Genomic DNA, 17,071 nt, shown 5'->3' with positions numbered 1-17,071 from the left:
AAATCAGACGACGGGTCAGTGTAACTTAAGTGAAATTTACGGATTAGAAAGTAATGCTGACCCACAGGCGTTATTCAATATGTAAAAGAAGGAGGCATCATGGGGTGGAAAGGGACCATCAGATCGGTAAATGCCGCCATCAAGGCCGCTGAACGAGATGCAAGACGGCGCCAGCGGGCGCTGGAAAAGCATGAAAGTGAAGTGCGGAAGATGGAGGCGGTTGAACAGGCGCGGTTTGAAGTAGCGCGTCATGAAAACCACATTGAAGTCATACAATCCTTACATAAAGAAATCTCAGGGGGGAGCTGGAAAGTGTTGGGCGAGGTTAGCGTGCCGGTCGAGCCGGAATACGACCCTTCAAATGAGAGGTGGGTTCAGAAGCAAATCGACAACTATTCCCCCAGATTTTTTGACAAATTGTTTGGAACAGTCGAGAAAAAGAAGCGCAACTTGAACTCTAAACTTCAGAAAGCCATTGAAGCGGACAAAGCGGCGTATGAAAAACGTCTATTGGCGTACGAAGAAGACATGGAAGAATACACTTATGTAAGTGCGTGTTTTGAAGGTCTGAAGAACGGCGACCGCATGGCGTATAAAAACTGGATAACAACCATTCAACCGTTTGAAGAAATTGAAGGGCTCGGTAGAAGCATTCTAATCGATTTTGAGCCACAAACGATTGTGGCAAAAATAGGTGGGAGTTCAATTGATGTCGTCCCCGAACGGTCGAAGTCACTTTTAAAAACGGGGAAGCTATCTGAAAAAAAGCTTTCGACGACTAAGCGCAATGAATTGTATCAAGACCATTTGGCCAGCTGTTCTCTAAGGGTTGCGAGAGAACTGTTTGAAGCGCTACCTATTGAGAAGCTCATCGTGAACACAGAATGTGAGTTGTTGAACACCGCAACCGGGTATATGGAAGACGCCGTAATTTTGTCGGTTCTATATGTTAGGGACACATTAGAAAGACTGAATTATGACCTTATTGACCCGTCGGATTCGTTAACAAATTTTGTACACAATATGGCGTTCAAAAAGAGCAAAGGCTTTGAAGCGGTTGAAGTCGTCAGTATTTAATGGGGGACAGTAGAAGCCCAAATGTTTTAGAGGTTTTCAGACAAAGCGTCTGAACGTGAAAAAAAACGTGGTCGATTCAGTCAGCAATAATGCTAGAAGAAGGTTGAGAGGTGGGAACGGGATGATTCAGCGATTAAAGAAAACAGATAGGGATTTGATACTAAAGATGATAGATGAGAGAGGTGCCGCAATTGAATCTTTGCCGTGTGTTGACAGCTTCTTGTCTAACGACGACAACTATTTTCTGGCATACATTGAGGATGAAAGAATTGTAGGGTTCTTAGTGGCTTATGTTTTACAGAGGTATGACGGGCGTAAAGCAATGCTCTATTTGCATGAAATCGACGTGCTGGCATCTCACAGACAACGTGGCATAGCGACAAAATTAATGGATGAGATTAAGCGCATCAAAGAAGCGTGCGCTTATGATAAGTTGTTTTTAATAACAAACAAATCCAATGACGCCGCTGTTGCGTTGTACCGTTCCAGTGGTGGAGAGGTGAACTCAGAGGACGATGTCGTGTTCACTTTTAAGCAATAGGAACCGTCATTTTAAGCCCCGTAATTTTAAAGGATGATTTGAATTGGCATGTTGTCAATTTTCAGCCGCATCATGGCATTTTTAAGTCGACTGCAAAGTTATATAGACAAAAGTTTTGATGCGTGTGCTTTTATTGCTCTGTTATCCCCATATACGAGCGCTTTACATGTCTCCAACTTACAGGTGGACGGCATGGTATTAAATAGACACGTCCCTGCGTTTGCTCTTTTAAGTGAGAAGGGTGGTTGGGGAGATGTGCACAAGATGATTTTCTTCCTTGGCCATTCGGTTAAGCTGAAAAATATTTTGTTTGAACATAGAACCGGTGGGGTTGAGAGAGAGGCCGTCGTGTCTTGATACGAATGGGTAGTTGAACAGATTGATAGTCTATAGAGTGGAGAACACTCTATGTAAATAGGAGTGGGTAGTACGTTATGGTGTATATGGATATTAAACTGGAAAGTATAGAGCTTATAAAAGAACTCTGGGAGAAGAATAGAGCCTATCATGAAGAAACGTCGGCATTTTTCGGCAGTGATTATCAGTCGCTTTGCTTTGAAGAGCGCATGGAGCCGTTTCGTGCGCTAGAGGCACATCTGATCAAAATTACTTTGTGCAAAGAGGCGGGTGCCATCATAGGATACTGTATTTCTACAGCGGTGAACGGCGTCGGTGAGGTGGCATCCGTACATGTGGCGGCGGACAAACGTGGCTGTGGAATCGGTGAAAACCTCGTGAAGGGACACCTGGCATGGATGAAAGAAATGGCGTGCGAGAGAATTGGCGTAACGGTCTCTCAGGAAAATGCGTCGACCATTGGGTTTTATGATAAATTAGGGTTTAAACCCAATACGTTGTATATGCAGCATTTAGAAAAGTGACCGGTGACAGCCTTTGAACCCGGCGAAAAAAGGGTCAATCGAGAAATAAAACTATTTTCCGATTGACCCTTTTGCTATTTAAGTGTCGCTTTCAATTTTGCGCCAATAGATTTTGCCGGCGCCTTTGACTTTGGTGCCCTTTGCAATGGCGTCTTTTTCGTCTTTTGTCGTTCCGACGACGACGATGAGTTCGTAGAAATCGTACAGCGTACCGAGACTTTCATCAGTTGGCCCGGTTAAGTCGTCGTAGGTCGCTGCTGCCGCCCCTGAAAGGCTCTTGAGATAAAGCTCTGCGATTTCTTTCGAGCGGTCTTCGTCGGTACCGCCTTTGACGATGATGACGATGCCCAGCGTGTCTTCTTGCGGGATAACTTCCGCGTCGGCGACTTCGATTAACTTAGAGATGCTGCCGTACGCTACGGCCATCATGTCTTCTGTAATCGGATAAGTCTTGGTTGGGTCTTCCTTTTCTTTATCGGGGAAGAGCACTTCGCCGCCGTCGAGGGACTCTTTGCCCTCTAAGTTGACGTTGAGTTCACGCTCCGGTACGGTGTATTTGATTAAAAATACGACGAAAATCAGCGTGAGCAGCAGGGCGATTAAATGTTTCTTTCCGAATTTTCTACGCTTTGGTGCGCGTTCGGATGTCGGTGCCACAGGCGTTTGCTTGTTCTTGTCTTCAAGGCGGCTCTTGATGATTTCAAATTTTGAGAGGACGCCTGAGACTTCGTTGGCGCTAATGCCGCTTATGGCGCGATCGCAGATGACAAGGGCTTCGTCGTAGCACTGCCTTTTCTCAAGTAGGCGAATGGTACTTTCGTATGTTCGCGATATTTTGGGCGTGTACGACTCGAAGATTTCCCGATAGAGCTTTAAGGCCACTTCTTCGTTTATGAGCTCCATTTTTTGAGCTTTTTGTTCTAATAAAAAGAGTTCATTGAGTTTTTCTGACACTGTGTTCACCTCTGTTAAAAGTTCTGAACACATTAAGTGCTCATTCTATCTATCGGCATAAGTGACAGATGTGTTAAGTTTTTTTCAGAAAATAGAAAGGGCATTTTAAAGTTGACGATTTTTATCGGATATATTATAATGAATATGATTTCTTAGTAAAAGACTAGGAATTAAAGGAGTGTGTAAAATTGAAACTTTCGACAAGAGGCAGATATGGGTTAAAGGCGATGTTCGAGTTGGCGCTCTATTATGGAGAAGGCCCGATTTCTCTCACGAGTATTGCCGAGAGGCAAGCGATCAGCGTCAACTATTTGGAGCAATTGATTACACCACTTAGAAAGGCCGCACTCGTCAAAAGCGTAAGAGGCGCACAAGGCGGGTACATGCTGGCAAAAGCGCCTGTTGAGATTACCGTCGGCGAAATTTTGACGACGCTCGAGGGACCACTGGCACCGACGGACTGCGTTGTGGAGGAAGAAGACGGCGTTTGTGACCACAGCAGTTACTGTGTGACAAAAGTCATTTATGAAAAGATATACGAAAGCATCACAAATGTTGTCAACAGCATTTGTCTGCAAGATATGATAGACGATTACAGCGACAATCAGACACAGAGTATCGTTCATAGTATTTGTGAATGCAAATAACGTATGTGGGAGGTTATGCGATGAAGAGGATATACATGGACAATTCGGCGACAACGCCGGTAAAAAAAGAAGTGCTTGAAGCGATGATGCCTTGTTTTACTGAGGATTACGGTAACGCGTCGAGCATACATGCGTTTGGACAAGAAGCAAAGCGCATTCTCGAAAAGGCGAGAGCGGAGATTGCGGAGACGCTAAACGCCAAGCCGGATGAGTTCTATTTTACAGGCGGCGGTTCAGAAGCCGACAATTGGGCGCTAAAAGGCGTAATGCGTGCCAATGCTTCTAAGGGAAAACACTTGATTACGACGGCAATTGAACATCACGCGGTGTTGCACACGGCACAGACCCTCGAAAAAGAAGGTTACGATGTGACGTATCTCGAAGTGGACGCCGACGGTCTCATTGAGCCGGAAGCGGTGGCAAATGCCATTCGACCGGATACGGTGCTCGTATCGGTCATGTACATCAACAACGAAATCGGAACGATGATGCCGATTAAAGAGATCGGTGCCATCTGTAAAGCGCAGGGCGTTCTGTTCCACACAGATGCGGTTCAAGCGTTTGGCAACACGCCGATTGACGTAGTGGATCAAAACATCGATTTGCTCAGTGTTTCCGCACATAAAATATACGGTCCGAAAGGGGTCGGCGGCCTTTACGTTCGCAAGGGTGTGCGCATCCAAAACCTCATTGAAGGCGGCGCACAGGAGAAAAAGCGTAGAGCGGGCACTGAAAACCTGCCGGGCATCGTGGGCTTTGCCAAAGCGGCGACACTTGCTCACGAAAACTTAGACGCACATATTGAACGTTTGACAGCACTTAGAGACAAATTGGCAAACGGCATATTGGCGCGTATCGACTACTCGAAGTACAACGGTCATCCGACCAAGCGTCATCCGGGTAATGTCAATATTTCATTTGAATTTATAGAAGGCGAGGCACTGCTGCTGAGTATGAATGCGAAGGGCGTAGCAGCTTCCAGCGGTTCTGCCTGTACATCGGGGTCACTTGACCCATCGCATGTCCTTATGGGCATTGGGCTTACACATGAGATAGCCCACGGTTCGTTGAGACTCTCTATTGGAGATTTTACAACGGAAGAGGATGTGGCGTACACTATTGAAGCTTTAGAAGAGGTGGTGGCAAAACTTAGAATGATGTCGCCGCTATACGATCGCGTTAAGGGAGGAAAGTAAGTTTATGTACACAGAGAAGGTAATGGATCACTTTATGAATCCGAGAAATGTTGGCGAAATTGAAAATGCAGACGGCGTTGGTGAAGTGGGCAATGTCAAGTGCGGCGATATCATGCGCATTTACATTAAAGTTGTCGACGGCGTCTTAGAAGATGTGAAGTTTAAGACCTTTGGTTGCGGTTCGGCAATTGCCGCGTCGTCTATTGCTACAGAACTTATTATGGGCAAATCTGTGGAAGAAGCACTGACGCTCACCAACAAGCAAGTGGTGGATGCTTTGGGCGGTCTGCCACCTGTTAAGGTACACTGCTCTGTTTTAGCGGAACAGGCGCTCAAGGCGGCAATCTACGATTACGCAACTAAGAACAACTTGACTTACGAAGGTCTCGAAGGGTTCGATCCTAACGAAGAACACGACCATCATCACGATGTGGTAGATATCGAAATTTAAGCAGATAAAAGCGCTTAAACCGTCAAAACTTGTTTTGACGGTTTAACTGTTTTGTGATAAACTATAAAAAATTAATACCTTAAATACAATGAAAGAGAAGAGTAAGTTGAACCCATAGAGAGTGCAGGGGTGGTGGAACTGCACATTCAATTGAAGCAGCTCTCGAGTACCGGCCCTGAACCGAAAGTGTGTAGGGGGCGGCGTACAGTATGCGATAGATACTCATTGACCTTCAAAGTGACTGATAATTTCAGTAAGCAGGGTGGTACCGCGGTTTAGTCGTCCCTGCAGAGAACTTTGGAGGTTTTTTGCGTAGGCAGTATAAATGTTTTGGAGGCGAAAACTATGAAAAAAATGGGATTGAATGAAATCAGACAAGCGTTTTTAGATTTTTACGCGTCAAAAGGCCATACGGTAACGGCGAGTTATTCACTTGTACCACAAGCGGATAAGAGCCTCCTGCTGGTCAACGCCGGCATGCAGCCGCTTAAAAACTACTTTATGGGAATCGAAGTGCCGCCGAACACGCGTATGGCCACTTGCCAAAAGTGTATTCGAACAGGCGATATAGAAAATGTGGGGATTACTGCGCGTCACGCGACGTTCTTTGAGATGCTCGGCAACTTTTCATTTGGCGACTACTTCAAGCAGGCGTCCATTGAATACGGCTGGGAGTTTATAACGAAGGTGCTGGAGATGCCGGTGGAAAAATTATGGCCGAGTGTTTACTACGAAGACGACGAGGCGTATGCCATTTGGCGCGACGTCATCGGCGTTCCGGAAGAGAAGATTACCCGTCTCGGAAAAGAAGACAACTTCTGGGAAATTGGTACAGGTCCTTGCGGCCCTTGTTCGGAAATCTATTTTGACAGAGGCGAGGCGTTTGGTTGCGGTGACGAAGCGTGTGCACCGGGGTGTGAATGCGAGCGTTTCCTAGAGTTCTGGAACCACGTGTTTACGCAATACAACAAAGATGAGAACGGCGTTTACACCGAACTGGAAAAAAAGAACATCGATACCGGTATGGGCCTTGAGCGCATCGCCTGCTTAATGCAGGATGTAGAGAGTATTTTTGAAGTGGATACCATTAAGACGATTTTAGATAAGGTTGTGGCGCTGACAGGTGTGCGTTACGGTGAAGACAAGAAAAACGACGTGTCGATTCGCATTGTAACCGATCACGTTAAAGCGGTGACTTTTATGGTGAGTGACGGCATTCTTCCGAATAACGAAGGCCGCGGTTACGTCCTCAGAAGACTGCTTAGAAGAGCTTCCCGTCACATTAAAATGCTCGGTGTGTCTGAAGCGGTTCTGACATCTATCGTCGACACGGTTATCGACGTTTACGGCGACAGCTATGCGACTTTAAAAGAGCGCGCTGATTACATCAAGCGCGTAATCGCCATTGAAGAAGAGCGTTTCCAAGCGACAATCGACCAGGGACTTGGCATATTAAACGGTTTTGTGGAAGAAGCGCAGGCCGCAGGTGAAAAGGTGCTCGACAGTGCAAAGGCATTTGCCCTTTACGACACTTACGGTTTTCCATTTGAACTCACTAAAGAAATTTTGGAAGAAGTGGGGATGGACGTCGACGAGGCGGCATTTGATGCGGAGATGGAAGCGCAGAGAGCGCGTGCCAGAACAGCGCGTGGCAGCGGCGACGAGCTGGGATGGGCGAGCGACGCTGTAAGCGCCCTCTCAAAAGACATTGTGTCGACTTTTGACGGTTACACGCATTTAGACGGTTCGGGAAAAGTTCTCGCACTGTTGGCGGAGACGCCGATTGACGAAGCGTTTGAAGGGATGGAAGTCAGTGTCGTACTGGATAAGACGCCGTTTTATCCCGAAGGCGGTGGACAAGTGGGCGATGTGGGCAAGTTGTCCACAGAGACTTTTGAAGCAGAAGTTCTCGCCACCACTAAAGCGGTAGGTGGCCGCATACTGCACAGCGTAAAAATAACAAAGGGCCGCATCGTGGTCGGCGACACAGTTAACGGCGAAGTCGAGCGCTTATCGCGCATGGCGACAGCGAGAAATCACTCGGCGACCCACCTCGTACACAAAGCCCTTAAAAACGTATTGGGTTCACATGTGGAGCAAGCGGGCTCCCTCGTCACACCTGAGCGCCTCAGATTTGACTTCTCGCACTTTGAAGCGATGACGCCGGCACAAATTGCGGCGGTAGAAAAAGAAGTCAACAGACAGATTCTCAGCGGTTTAGAGACGCACTCAGAGGAAATGGCCATTGCAGATGCCAAAGCACAAGGGGCCATGGCGCTCTTCGGCGAAAAATACGGCGACAGGGTGCGCGTGGTGCGCATGGGGGATTACTCCATCGAGCTGTGCGGCGGAACACATGTGAAAAACATCGCCGAAATCGGACTCTTTAAAATTTTAACAGAGTCCGGCGTTGCAGCTGGGGTCAGACGTATTGAAGCCATTACCGGCGAAAACGTCTATCGACTGCTCAACACGCTGAACGACAAACTCAACGCCACTTGTGATTTGCTTAAGACTGTTCCGGCTGACCTCGAGCAAAAAGTGGCAGGGCTGTTGGCTGAGCAAAGACAACTGCACAAAGAAAATGAACAACTCAAAGCGAAGCTCGCCAAGGGCAACCTCGATGAAATTGTCTCTTCCATGAAAGAAGTGGGCGGTTATCAAGTGGTGACGGCGTCGTTTAAAGGTGTGGATATGAACACCCTTAGAAACCTCGGCGATCAACTAAAAGACATGTGGCCTAACAGCGTAGTGGTCCTCGCCAACGCAGCGGCAGACGACAAAGTCGAGTTGCTCGCCATGGCGTCGGAAGCGGCGGTTAAAAGCGGTGCGCACGCTGGAAAAATTATTAAAGAAGTCGCAGCTGTAACAGGCGGCGGTGGCGGCGGTAGACCGAATATGGCACAGGCCGGCGGAAAAGATTCATCAAAAATCGAAGAAGCTTTACAAAAAGTTTATGCTTTATTGGCTTAAAAAGGGTATAATGAAATCATATGAAGGGGGTAGTTCAAATGAAAAATACCATGAAATTCAGTTTAGAAGAATACCTTGAACAAGGCGACCAAAAAAGTATTTTGATGTATGTGCACAACGCACTTGAAGAAAAAGGCTACAACCCTATCAATCAGTTGGTGGGGTATCTCATCACTGGTGACCCGACGTATATCACCACACACAAAGATGCGAGAACGATGATAAAGAAAGTCGAGCGAGACGAGATACTCGAAGAGCTCTTGACGCATTATATTCAACATTTTAAAACAGGGATGGATGAGACGTGCTAAAAAAGAAACTGGGCAACACGACGTTGGAAGTTTCTAAAATATGTTTCGGAAGTTTGACCATGGGCCCTTTGCAGAGAAATTTTGCACCTGCAAAGGGCGCTGATTTAATTCGGTACGCCTTTGAGAAAGGCGTCAATTTTATCGATACAGCAGAGCTGTATGAGACCTATCCACATATTAGAGAAGCCCTTCGCCACATACCGCGTGAGTCGTTGGTCGTCGCCAGCAAGTGCTACGCCTATTCGAAAGAAACGGCTGAGCAATCGTTGGAACAAGCGCTTAGGGAGATGAACACCGATTACGTCGACTTGTTTATGCTCCACGAGCAAGTTGATGTACATACGATTCGCGGGCATTACGAGGCAATAGAATATTTTTTAAAAGCCAAATCAGAGGGCAAAATTAAAGCTTTCGGGATTTCAACCCATTATGTTTCAGGCGTAGAGGCGGGGATTCGGTACCCGGAAATCGAAGTGGTACATCCGATTATCAACGTCAACGGCTTAGGCATACAAGATGGGGGACGCGACGACATGGTGGCGGCACTTAAAGCCTATAAGGCCAGAGGGGGTGGCGTTTTTGCCATGAAACCTTTTGGCGGCGGCAACTTGCTCTCAAGCATCGACGCGTGCTTTGACTTTATATTGGATCAACCGTACATCGATGCCATTGCGTTTGGTATGCAGAGCTATGATGAAATCGACTACAACGTCGCTCGTGTCAACGGCGACCCCATAGATCCGGCACTTGCTGCGCGTTTGTCCAAGACGACAAAAACGCTGAACATCGCCGACTGGTGCATCGCCTGTGGCGCTTGTATCGAGAAGTGCGACCACGGTGCGCTGACGTTGGTTGACGGACAGGCCGTGGTGGACAGAAAGCGCTGTGTACTCTGTGGCTATTGTGCCGCTGTGTGCCCTGAATTGTGTATAAAAGTGTATTAAAACCAGAACATAGGATTGTCAATTAATTAAATATAGGTTATACTGGAGGACAGACCATTTGAGAATTATGGGGTTAGATGTCGGTGACAGAACCATTGGCGTTTCAATTAGCGACGCGCTGCTCATTACCGCGCAAGGCAAAGAAACTATTTTTAGAGAGTCTTTAAAACAGGATGTCGACAAAATCGTGACGTTTATTTGCGATTACGACGTCGATAAAATCGTCGTGGGCCTGCCGCTCAACATGAACGGCACTTTGGGGCCTCAAGGCGAAAAAACCAAACAATTTACAGAAAAACTGGATAAGAAACTGAAGCATTCAACAAGAATTGAAAAGGCAATTGAGATTATCTTTTGGGACGAGCGCATGACGACGCTCGGCGCCAATCGTTTTCTGCTCGAAGCAGATATGAGTCGCAAAAAACGTAAAAATGTCGTCGATACGGTGGCGGCTACGTTGATTTTGCAGGGGTATCTCGACAGCTTGAAGAATGCTTAATATAAATGCAGCGGGTTTACCGCTATTACAAAGAGGTGTAAAATGAATACAAAAGATACTTTATTGCCCGTAGACGATACGGCGCATGCGCACGACCATCAGGATACCGTTGAACTCATTGACGAAAACGGCAATCCTGTAACCTTCACGATTATTGCTAACTTAGAACTGGATGATCAGGCGTATGCGATTTTAACAAGTGAAGAAGAAGACCCGGACAGCGAAGATGAACTGGAAGTGATTGTTTTTAGAGTCACTGAAGAAGACGAAGAGTTTGTTTTTGAAACGATTGAAGATGAAAACGAATTAAACGAAGTCGTCGAAGCCTACAATCAATTGTTGGAAGATATGGAAAAAGAAGAAAACTAGTTTGCCGTCCTGTTCACACAGCCGATACGGTGCAGCGTCTCGGCGAGGCAAGGCAAGGCGTCGGTTTGTGAGAATCGGACAGCGCACTAGATGTTACCCATAGCGCAAGGCGCTAAATTTAAAGTGTTGAGGTGTTTAAATGAGTGTAAGTCATGATGGTTATAAGAAAAAATTAAAAGAGGCCGGCTACAAATTAACGCCTCAAAGAATTGCGATTATTAATGTCATTGCAGAAAACAAGGGTAAACATCTAAGCACAGAGGAAATATACGATATCGTAAAACAAAAAAATCCCGAAATGGGACTTGCCACTGTGTATCGAACGCTGCAATTACTTGATGAACTCGAAGTCGTTTCATCGCTGAACCTCGAAGACGGATGTGTCCGCTACGAGCTTTACTGCGATGACGGCGCACACAACCACCACCACTTGATTTGTACAGAATGTGGGATGGTTTATGAGGTTGAAGGCGATTTACTAGATGCTCTAGAAGAAAAAATAGAAAACGATTATGATTTCGAAATTGTCGATCATAAGTTAAAGTTTTATGGCATATGTAGTAAATGTAAATAAACCTTGTTTTCACAAGGTTTGTTTTTCGTCCGATAGGACAAAGCGTTTCGATACACCTAAACATGCATGGAACGGAGAACGTATGCATAGAATAATAAAGAGGTGTAATTATGACAGAAAAAAAGACAGTTAGGGAAGAAAAGGTTCCTAAAAAGGACAAGCAGACAACGAACAAGACGACGGCCAACACAGCAAAGACCGGCAATTCAAAAGCGTCGAACAGCAAAACGGCAAATGGCAAAACGCCAAACGGTAAAACGGCAAATGGCAAGGCGACAAGTTCGACGGCTAGACGCCCTCGAAAACCCAAAGCCGCAGCCGGCAAACAGCAAGAAGTCAAAGGTACGGGACTAAAAATCATACCGCTTGGCGGCTTGGATGAAATCGGTAAAAACATGACTGTTTACGAATATGAAAACGATATTTTCATCGTAGACTGCGGCATGGCTTTCCCAGAGGAAGAGTTGCTCGGCATCGACGTCGTGATTCCGGACATCACGTACCTCAAACGCAACGCCAACAAAATCAGAGGCATTTTCTTAACACATGGACACGAAGACCACATCGGTGCCATTCCCTATGTGCTCAAAGAAATCAACACGCCGATTTACGGCACGAAGTTGACGCTGGGGCTCGTTTCAAACAAGCTGAAAGAGCACAGAATGACGCCGAAGATGGTTACCATTGTACCGGGGCAAAAGATTAAAGTCGGGGCATTTGAAATCGAACCGATTAGAGTTTGCCACAGTATTGCAGATGCCGTGGCCTTTGCCATTGACACCCCTGCGGGAAAAGTGGTTCACACAGGCGACTTTAAAATCGACTTTACGCCAATAGACGGTCAGAAGATGGACTTGCACCGTCTTGCAGAACTTGGACAAGAGGGCGTTCTCTGTTTGCTCGCAGACAGCACAAACGTCGTCAGACCTGGGTACACCATGAGTGAAAGCACTGTGGGCGATACGTTTGAAGAGATCTTCAGACACGCGACATCGCGTATTATCGTGGCGTCTTTTGCTTCAAATGTCCACCGTATTCAACAGGTGATCAACGCCGCACATATGAACAATAGAAAAGTTGCCTTTTCAGGGCGCAGCATGGTAAACGTTTCAAGCGTGGCCATGGAACTCGGCTATTTAAAAGTGCCGAAGGACATTATCATCGACATCAAAGACATCGACCGCTACCCTGAAAACGAACTCGTCGTCATTACAACGGGCTCACAGGGCGAACCGATGAGCGCCCTTGCGCGTATGGCGAACTCGGAACACCGAAACATGGAGATCGTTCCGGGGGACTTAATCATCTTGTCGTCGTCGCCGATTCCGGGAAATGAGAAGTCTGTTAACAACATCATCAATCTGTTGACTCAAAAAGGCGCGCGTCTTATTTACGAGTCCCTTGCCGATGTCCACGTTTCGGGCCATGCGAAGCAAGAGGAACTCAAACTGATGCACGCATTGGTCAAGCCGAAATACTTCTTGCCGGTACACGGTGAGTACGTGCACCTCAACCGTCACAAGCAATTGGCGGTGGAAATGGGCATGGACGAAAAGAACATCTTTATCCTTTCAAACGGCAAGGGCATTTCCTTCTCATCTGAGGGGGCAAAAGAGCTCAAGCCGGTGCCTGCAGGACGCGTATTTATCGATGGTCTCGGTATTGGCGATGTGGGCAACATCGTCCTCAGAGACAGAAAGCACCTTTCTGAAGACGGCTTGATTATCGTCGTCGTGGCGATTTCAAGCAGTACAGGTGAAATGGTTAGCGGACCGGATTTAATTTCCCGCGGCTTCGTCTATGTAAGAGAGTCAGAATCCCTAATGGATGGCGCTCGAAAAGTGGTACAGGCGGACTTGAAAAAGTGCTTTGACAAGAACATCAAAGACTGGTCGTCGCTTAAATCATCTGTGAAAGATGCGTTGAGCCACTACATCTACCAGAACACCAAGCGCTCGCCGATGATTTTGCCGGTATTTATGGAAGTGTAAGCGCTTGTAAATAGTCAATACGCTTATAAGTGTGCTGTGGCGTCTGCCTGGAGTGTTTAGCGTCTCACGCTTCTCTTGCGACGGGACAGCACACTTGCTTTAAACGATTCAGGAGGTCTGAGTGAAAAAATTCAGTGTATTACTCATAGGGTTGGTGCTCATTTTTGTACTCGGTGGCTGTTCGGCCATACTTGAAAAATACAACACGCCAGTAGATCCGGAAAGCACCGAAGACGTGCTCTTTGAGGTGCCGGCGGGCGCTTCTACAGGCGGTATCGCCAGTGCACTTGAAGAAGCCGGGTTGATTCAAAACGCCAATTCCATGAAGCTCAAGGCGAAGGAAATGGAAGTGGACGGGCAGATGAAAGCGGGGCAGTACAAGTTGTCCAAGGCCATGGACGTCGAGTCGATTATCACCAAGCTCGTCGACGGCGACACGTATGTGGAAACTTTGAAGTTTACCATTCCCGAAGGCTATGAGGTCAGACAGATTATCGACCGCCTCGTGGGCGAAGGCATTGTCGAGGAACAGGCTTTTATAGATGTGCTCGAACAGACGCCTTTCGATTACCCGTTCTTAGAGGGTATCGACCGAAGTTACCGTCTGGAGGGCTTCCTGTTCCCGGACACTTACGAAGTTGCCGTGGGCACCGATGAAAAAGTCATTGTCAAAATGATGCTCGATCGATTCAACGACGTATTTACTCAGACCTACTACGATCGAGCGGCTGAACTGGGCATGACGGTAAAAGAAGTGGTGACACTGGCGTCTATTATTGAAAGAGAAGCCATGCTCGACGACGAGTTCGAATTGGTTTCAAGTGTCTTTCACAACCGCATCGACCAAGGCATGATGCTTCAGTCTTGTGCGACGGTGCAATTTATACTAAAAGAGCGAAAAGAGCGTCTGAGCTTCGACGACATCGCCATTGTGAGTCCTTTTAACACGTACACCAATGCAGGCCTTACGCCGGAGCCCATTGCATCGCCTGGTGCACGAGCACTTGAAGCGGCACTTTATCCGGCGGATACGGACTACTTGTACTTTGCCACAACTGAAAAGAACGACGGCTCGCATTATTTTAATAAGACGTTAGCTGAACACGAAAGAGATGCAAGAAAAGGACAGTAACATGATTGAAAGCAAAATCGTAGACGAACATGTTGAAACGTATATACGTGCTCTACTCCCTGAGGCAACGGGTTTGCTCGGGGAGCTGGAGCTTTTTGCACGTGAGGCCTTTGTGCCTATTGTGCACCCTGAAGTGGCGCAGTACCTGCGCTTAATGACGCAGCTCAGGGGACCGAAGCGCGTTTTGGAAATCGGAACGGCCATCGGTTATTCCGCATCGCTAATGGCGATGACCATGGGGCGCGGCACCATCGACACCATTGAACTCAGCGATACAATGGCTGAAAAAGCAGCGGAGACCTTCGGAAGACTGAAAACTATGGTCCCAGAAGTCGATGTCCGGCTTTACAAAGGTGAAGCGCAGGACGTCCTCAGAACGCTCAAAGGCCCATACGATATGATCTTTATCGATGCGTCTAAAAGCCATTATCGCGAGTTTCTGGACCTTTGTCTACCGATGCTCGGCGAAGACGGCGTAATCCTCTCGGACAACGTCCTCTTTAAAGGGATGGTAGCTACCGATGCGTACGTCATCAAGCGCAAGCGCACCATTGTCAAGCGCATGCGCGAATATTTAGATTACATCAGTGAACACCCGCAGCTGACCACCAGTGTGTTGCCCATGGGCGACGGTGTAGCTGTGACGCTTAAAAGGAGGTAACAGCGCATGAATCGCGTTGAATTATTAGCACCGGCAGGAGATCTCGAAAAACTTAAATTCGCCTTGTTGTATGGTGCAGATGCCGTCTACATCGGCGGTGAAGTTTTTGGACTGCGCGCCGCCGCTAAGAATTTTTCATTGGAGCAGATGAAAGAAGGTATCGCATTTGCGCATAACCTCGGCAAGAAAGTGTACTTAACGCTCAACATCATTCCGCACAACGCGGACATTCATTATTTAGAAGACTATATTAATGAAATTAAGGACATCGGCCTCGATGCGGTGATTCTATCCGACCCCGGCACATTGATGTTCGTCAAGCAGTACGCGCCTGATCTTGAAGTGCACTTAAGCACTCAGGCGAACAACACCAATTACATGAGTGCTGGTTTTTGGCACGCACAGGGCGTCAAACGGGTCATACTGGCACGTGAGCTCTCATTTAAAGAAATTGCAGAAATTAAAGCCAATACGCCTGAGACCTTGGAACTCGAGGCCTTCGTACACGGCGCCATGTGCATCTCCTATTCCGGTAGATGTTTGATTAGCAATTACATGACGCATCGAGATGCCAACAGGGGGGCCTGCGCTCAGCCGTGTCGCTGGGAGTACAATATTGTGGAAAAAAATCGTCCGGATGAAGCGTTTCCCGTTCTCGAAACAGAAGACGGCACGTTTCTCTTTAACTCAAAGGATTTGTGCATGATTCATCAGGTGGACGCCTTAATTGAATCGGGACTGGACAGCCTTAAAATCGAGGGCCGCATGAAGAGCGTTTACTACGTAGCAAATGTGGTAAGAGCCTATCGAGAGGCGATTGACACCTATTACAAAGACCCTGAAAATTACCGATACAACCCCGAATGGTTTGAAGAAATTAAAAAAGTCTCTCACCGGGAGTTCACAGACGGTTTTTACAACAACAAACCGAGTGAAGACGGACAACTCTACGGTTCCAGCGCCTATATCCGTTCATACGACTTTGTCGGCGTGATTCGCGCCTACGACGAAGTGTCCAAGATGGCCACAGTTGAGCAACGCAACCACTTTAAAGTCGGCGACACACTTGAAGTCATCGGACCGGATTATTACGCTGAAACAACAGTCGTTTCGCAAATTATAAACGACAAGGGGACGTCTGTTGAAACGGCACCGCACGCACAACAAATGGTGCAGATTCCGTTGGATGCCGAAGTGGCACCGTATTATATATTGAGACGCGCTAAGGAGGCGAATTGATGAGTAAACCGATTGTGATTGGGGTTTCAGGTGGCACGGGCTCGGGAAAGAGCACTGTGGCAAAAGCGATTTTTGAATCGTTGCCGGCAGAAAACATATTGATACTGGAACAAGATGCCTACTACAAGGATCAGAGCGACCTCACCTACGAGGAACGCATTAAGACGAATTATGACCACCCGCTGGCGTTTGATACGCCGCTTCTCATAGAGCACCTCAAAGCGCTGTGTGCGTACGAGGCCATTGAAAAGCCCATCTACAACTTCGCCAAACACAACCGCGAAGAAGAGACGATTACTGTCGAGCCGAGAGACATCATTATCCTCGAAGGCATTATGATTTTAGAAGACAAGGCGCTGCGCGAACTGATGGATATTAAAATCTTTGTGGACACAGATGCCGATGTGCGCATTATCAGAAGGATAACACGCGATATCGAAGAGCGCGGGAGAACACTCAGTTCAGTCATCGAACAGTATCTCAACACCGTTAAACCCGCACACGATCAGTTTATTGAACCCAACAAGAAATTTGCCGACCTCATTATACCAGAGGGCGGTTACAACAAAGTGGCCATTGACATTATGACGACAAAAGTCATGGCCATTGTCAACGATAAGAAGCAGTAAGG

At 47.2% G+C, this 17,071-nt stretch carries 19 protein-coding genes and 1 other annotated feature; of the genes, 18 read left to right on the top strand and 1 reads right to left on the bottom strand.

The window, feature by feature from the left end:
* Positions 1-99: 99 nt before the first annotated feature.
* From ACR6HW_RS05415 to ACR6HW_RS05400, 4 genes are all read left to right on the top strand, one after another.
* Positions 100-1,077, top strand: coding sequence for a hypothetical protein (locus ACR6HW_RS05415; protein ID WP_455730145.1), 978 nt, complete (start codon positions 100-102; stop codon positions 1,075-1,077).
* 121 nt (positions 1,078-1,198) lie between these two features.
* Complete coding sequence (locus ACR6HW_RS05410; RefSeq protein ID WP_455730144.1) at positions 1,199-1,618, top strand: GNAT family N-acetyltransferase; 420 nt, start codon at positions 1,199-1,201, stop codon at positions 1,616-1,618.
* 192 nt (positions 1,619-1,810) lie between these two features.
* Complete coding sequence (locus ACR6HW_RS05405) at positions 1,811-1,975, top strand: hypothetical protein (RefSeq protein WP_455730143.1); 165 nt, start codon at positions 1,811-1,813, stop codon at positions 1,973-1,975.
* 86 nt (positions 1,976-2,061) lie between these two features.
* A complete protein-coding gene (locus tag ACR6HW_RS05400; RefSeq protein ID WP_455730142.1) occupies positions 2,062-2,499 on the top strand; it encodes a GNAT family N-acetyltransferase in 438 nt (145 codons plus the stop codon).
* 78 nt (positions 2,500-2,577) lie between these two features.
* Here ACR6HW_RS05400 and ACR6HW_RS05395 read toward each other — a convergent pair whose 3' ends face one another.
* Positions 2,578-3,462: a hypothetical protein gene (locus ACR6HW_RS05395; protein ID WP_455730141.1), complete on the bottom strand. Its 885-nt coding sequence runs from the start codon at positions 3,460-3,462 to the stop codon at positions 2,578-2,580.
* Positions 3,463-3,641: 179 nt separating this feature from the next.
* On the opposite strand from ACR6HW_RS05395, the gene ACR6HW_RS05390 reads away from it, so the two are divergent.
* From ACR6HW_RS05390 to udk, 14 genes are all read left to right on the top strand, one after another.
* On the top strand, positions 3,642-4,100 hold the full coding sequence (locus tag ACR6HW_RS05390; RefSeq protein ID WP_455730140.1) for an RrF2 family transcriptional regulator: 459 nt from the start codon (positions 3,642-3,644) through the stop codon (positions 4,098-4,100).
* Positions 4,101-4,120: 20 nt separating this feature from the next.
* On the top strand, positions 4,121-5,296 hold the full coding sequence (nifS, locus tag ACR6HW_RS05385; RefSeq protein WP_455730139.1) for a cysteine desulfurase NifS: 1,176 nt from the start codon (positions 4,121-4,123) through the stop codon (positions 5,294-5,296).
* Positions 5,297-5,300: 4 nt separating this feature from the next.
* On the top strand, positions 5,301-5,747 hold the full coding sequence (nifU, locus tag ACR6HW_RS05380) for a Fe-S cluster assembly scaffold protein NifU (protein WP_455730138.1): 447 nt from the start codon (positions 5,301-5,303) through the stop codon (positions 5,745-5,747).
* Positions 5,748-5,826: 79 nt separating this feature from the next.
* Positions 5,827-6,037 (top strand) — a binding site (T-box leader).
* A 55-nt stretch (positions 6,038-6,092) separates the two neighbouring features.
* A complete protein-coding gene (alaS, locus tag ACR6HW_RS05375) occupies positions 6,093-8,720 on the top strand; it encodes an alanine--tRNA ligase (protein ID WP_455730137.1) in 2,628 nt (875 codons plus the stop codon).
* Between the two features lie 38 nt (positions 8,721-8,758).
* Positions 8,759-9,031, top strand: a complete 273-nt coding sequence (locus ACR6HW_RS05370; protein ID WP_455730136.1) for an IreB family regulatory phosphoprotein — start codon at positions 8,759-8,761, stop codon at positions 9,029-9,031.
* Entirely contained in the window at positions 9,025-9,975 is a 951-nt protein-coding gene (locus ACR6HW_RS05365; protein ID WP_455730135.1) for an aldo/keto reductase, read from the top strand. Before ACR6HW_RS05370 ends, ACR6HW_RS05365 begins: the two co-directional genes overlap by 7 nt.
* Positions 9,976-10,033: 58 nt before the next feature.
* Complete coding sequence (ruvX, locus tag ACR6HW_RS05360) at positions 10,034-10,474, top strand: Holliday junction resolvase RuvX (RefSeq protein ID WP_455730134.1); 441 nt, start codon at positions 10,034-10,036, stop codon at positions 10,472-10,474.
* A gap of 42 nt (positions 10,475-10,516) precedes the next feature.
* Positions 10,517-10,843, top strand: a complete 327-nt coding sequence (locus ACR6HW_RS05355) for a DUF1292 domain-containing protein (RefSeq protein ID WP_455730133.1) — start codon at positions 10,517-10,519, stop codon at positions 10,841-10,843.
* 139 nt (positions 10,844-10,982) lie between these two features.
* Entirely contained in the window at positions 10,983-11,417 is a 435-nt protein-coding gene (locus tag ACR6HW_RS05350) for a Fur family transcriptional regulator (protein WP_455730132.1), read from the top strand.
* Positions 11,418-11,527: 110 nt separating this feature from the next.
* On the top strand, positions 11,528-13,408 hold the full coding sequence (locus tag ACR6HW_RS05345; RefSeq protein WP_455730131.1) for a ribonuclease J: 1,881 nt from the start codon (positions 11,528-11,530) through the stop codon (positions 13,406-13,408).
* A gap of 121 nt (positions 13,409-13,529) precedes the next feature.
* Entirely contained in the window at positions 13,530-14,540 is a 1,011-nt protein-coding gene (gene mltG / locus ACR6HW_RS05340; protein ID WP_455730130.1) for an endolytic transglycosylase MltG, read from the top strand.
* 1 nt (position 14,541) lies between these two features.
* The gene (locus tag ACR6HW_RS05335; RefSeq protein ID WP_455730129.1) at positions 14,542-15,201 is read left to right on the top strand and encodes an O-methyltransferase; all 660 of its coding nucleotides are present in this window, start codon (positions 14,542-14,544) and stop codon (positions 15,199-15,201) included.
* Positions 15,202-15,207: 6 nt separating this feature from the next.
* Positions 15,208-16,440: a peptidase U32 family protein gene (locus ACR6HW_RS05330; protein ID WP_455730128.1), complete on the top strand. Its 1,233-nt coding sequence runs from the start codon at positions 15,208-15,210 to the stop codon at positions 16,438-16,440.
* Positions 16,440-17,069 (top strand): uridine kinase, encoded by a 630-nt coding sequence (udk, locus tag ACR6HW_RS05325; protein WP_455730127.1) that lies wholly within the window; start codon positions 16,440-16,442, stop codon positions 17,067-17,069. Before ACR6HW_RS05330 ends, udk begins: the two co-directional genes overlap by 1 nt.
* The last annotated feature ends 2 nt before the right edge of the window (positions 17,070-17,071 follow it).

It is taken from the genome of Fusibacter sp. JL298sf-3 (assembly GCF_053842995.1).
The sequence above is the reverse complement of the archived record's forward strand: the minus strand, read 5'-3'. Positions and strand labels throughout refer to the sequence as shown.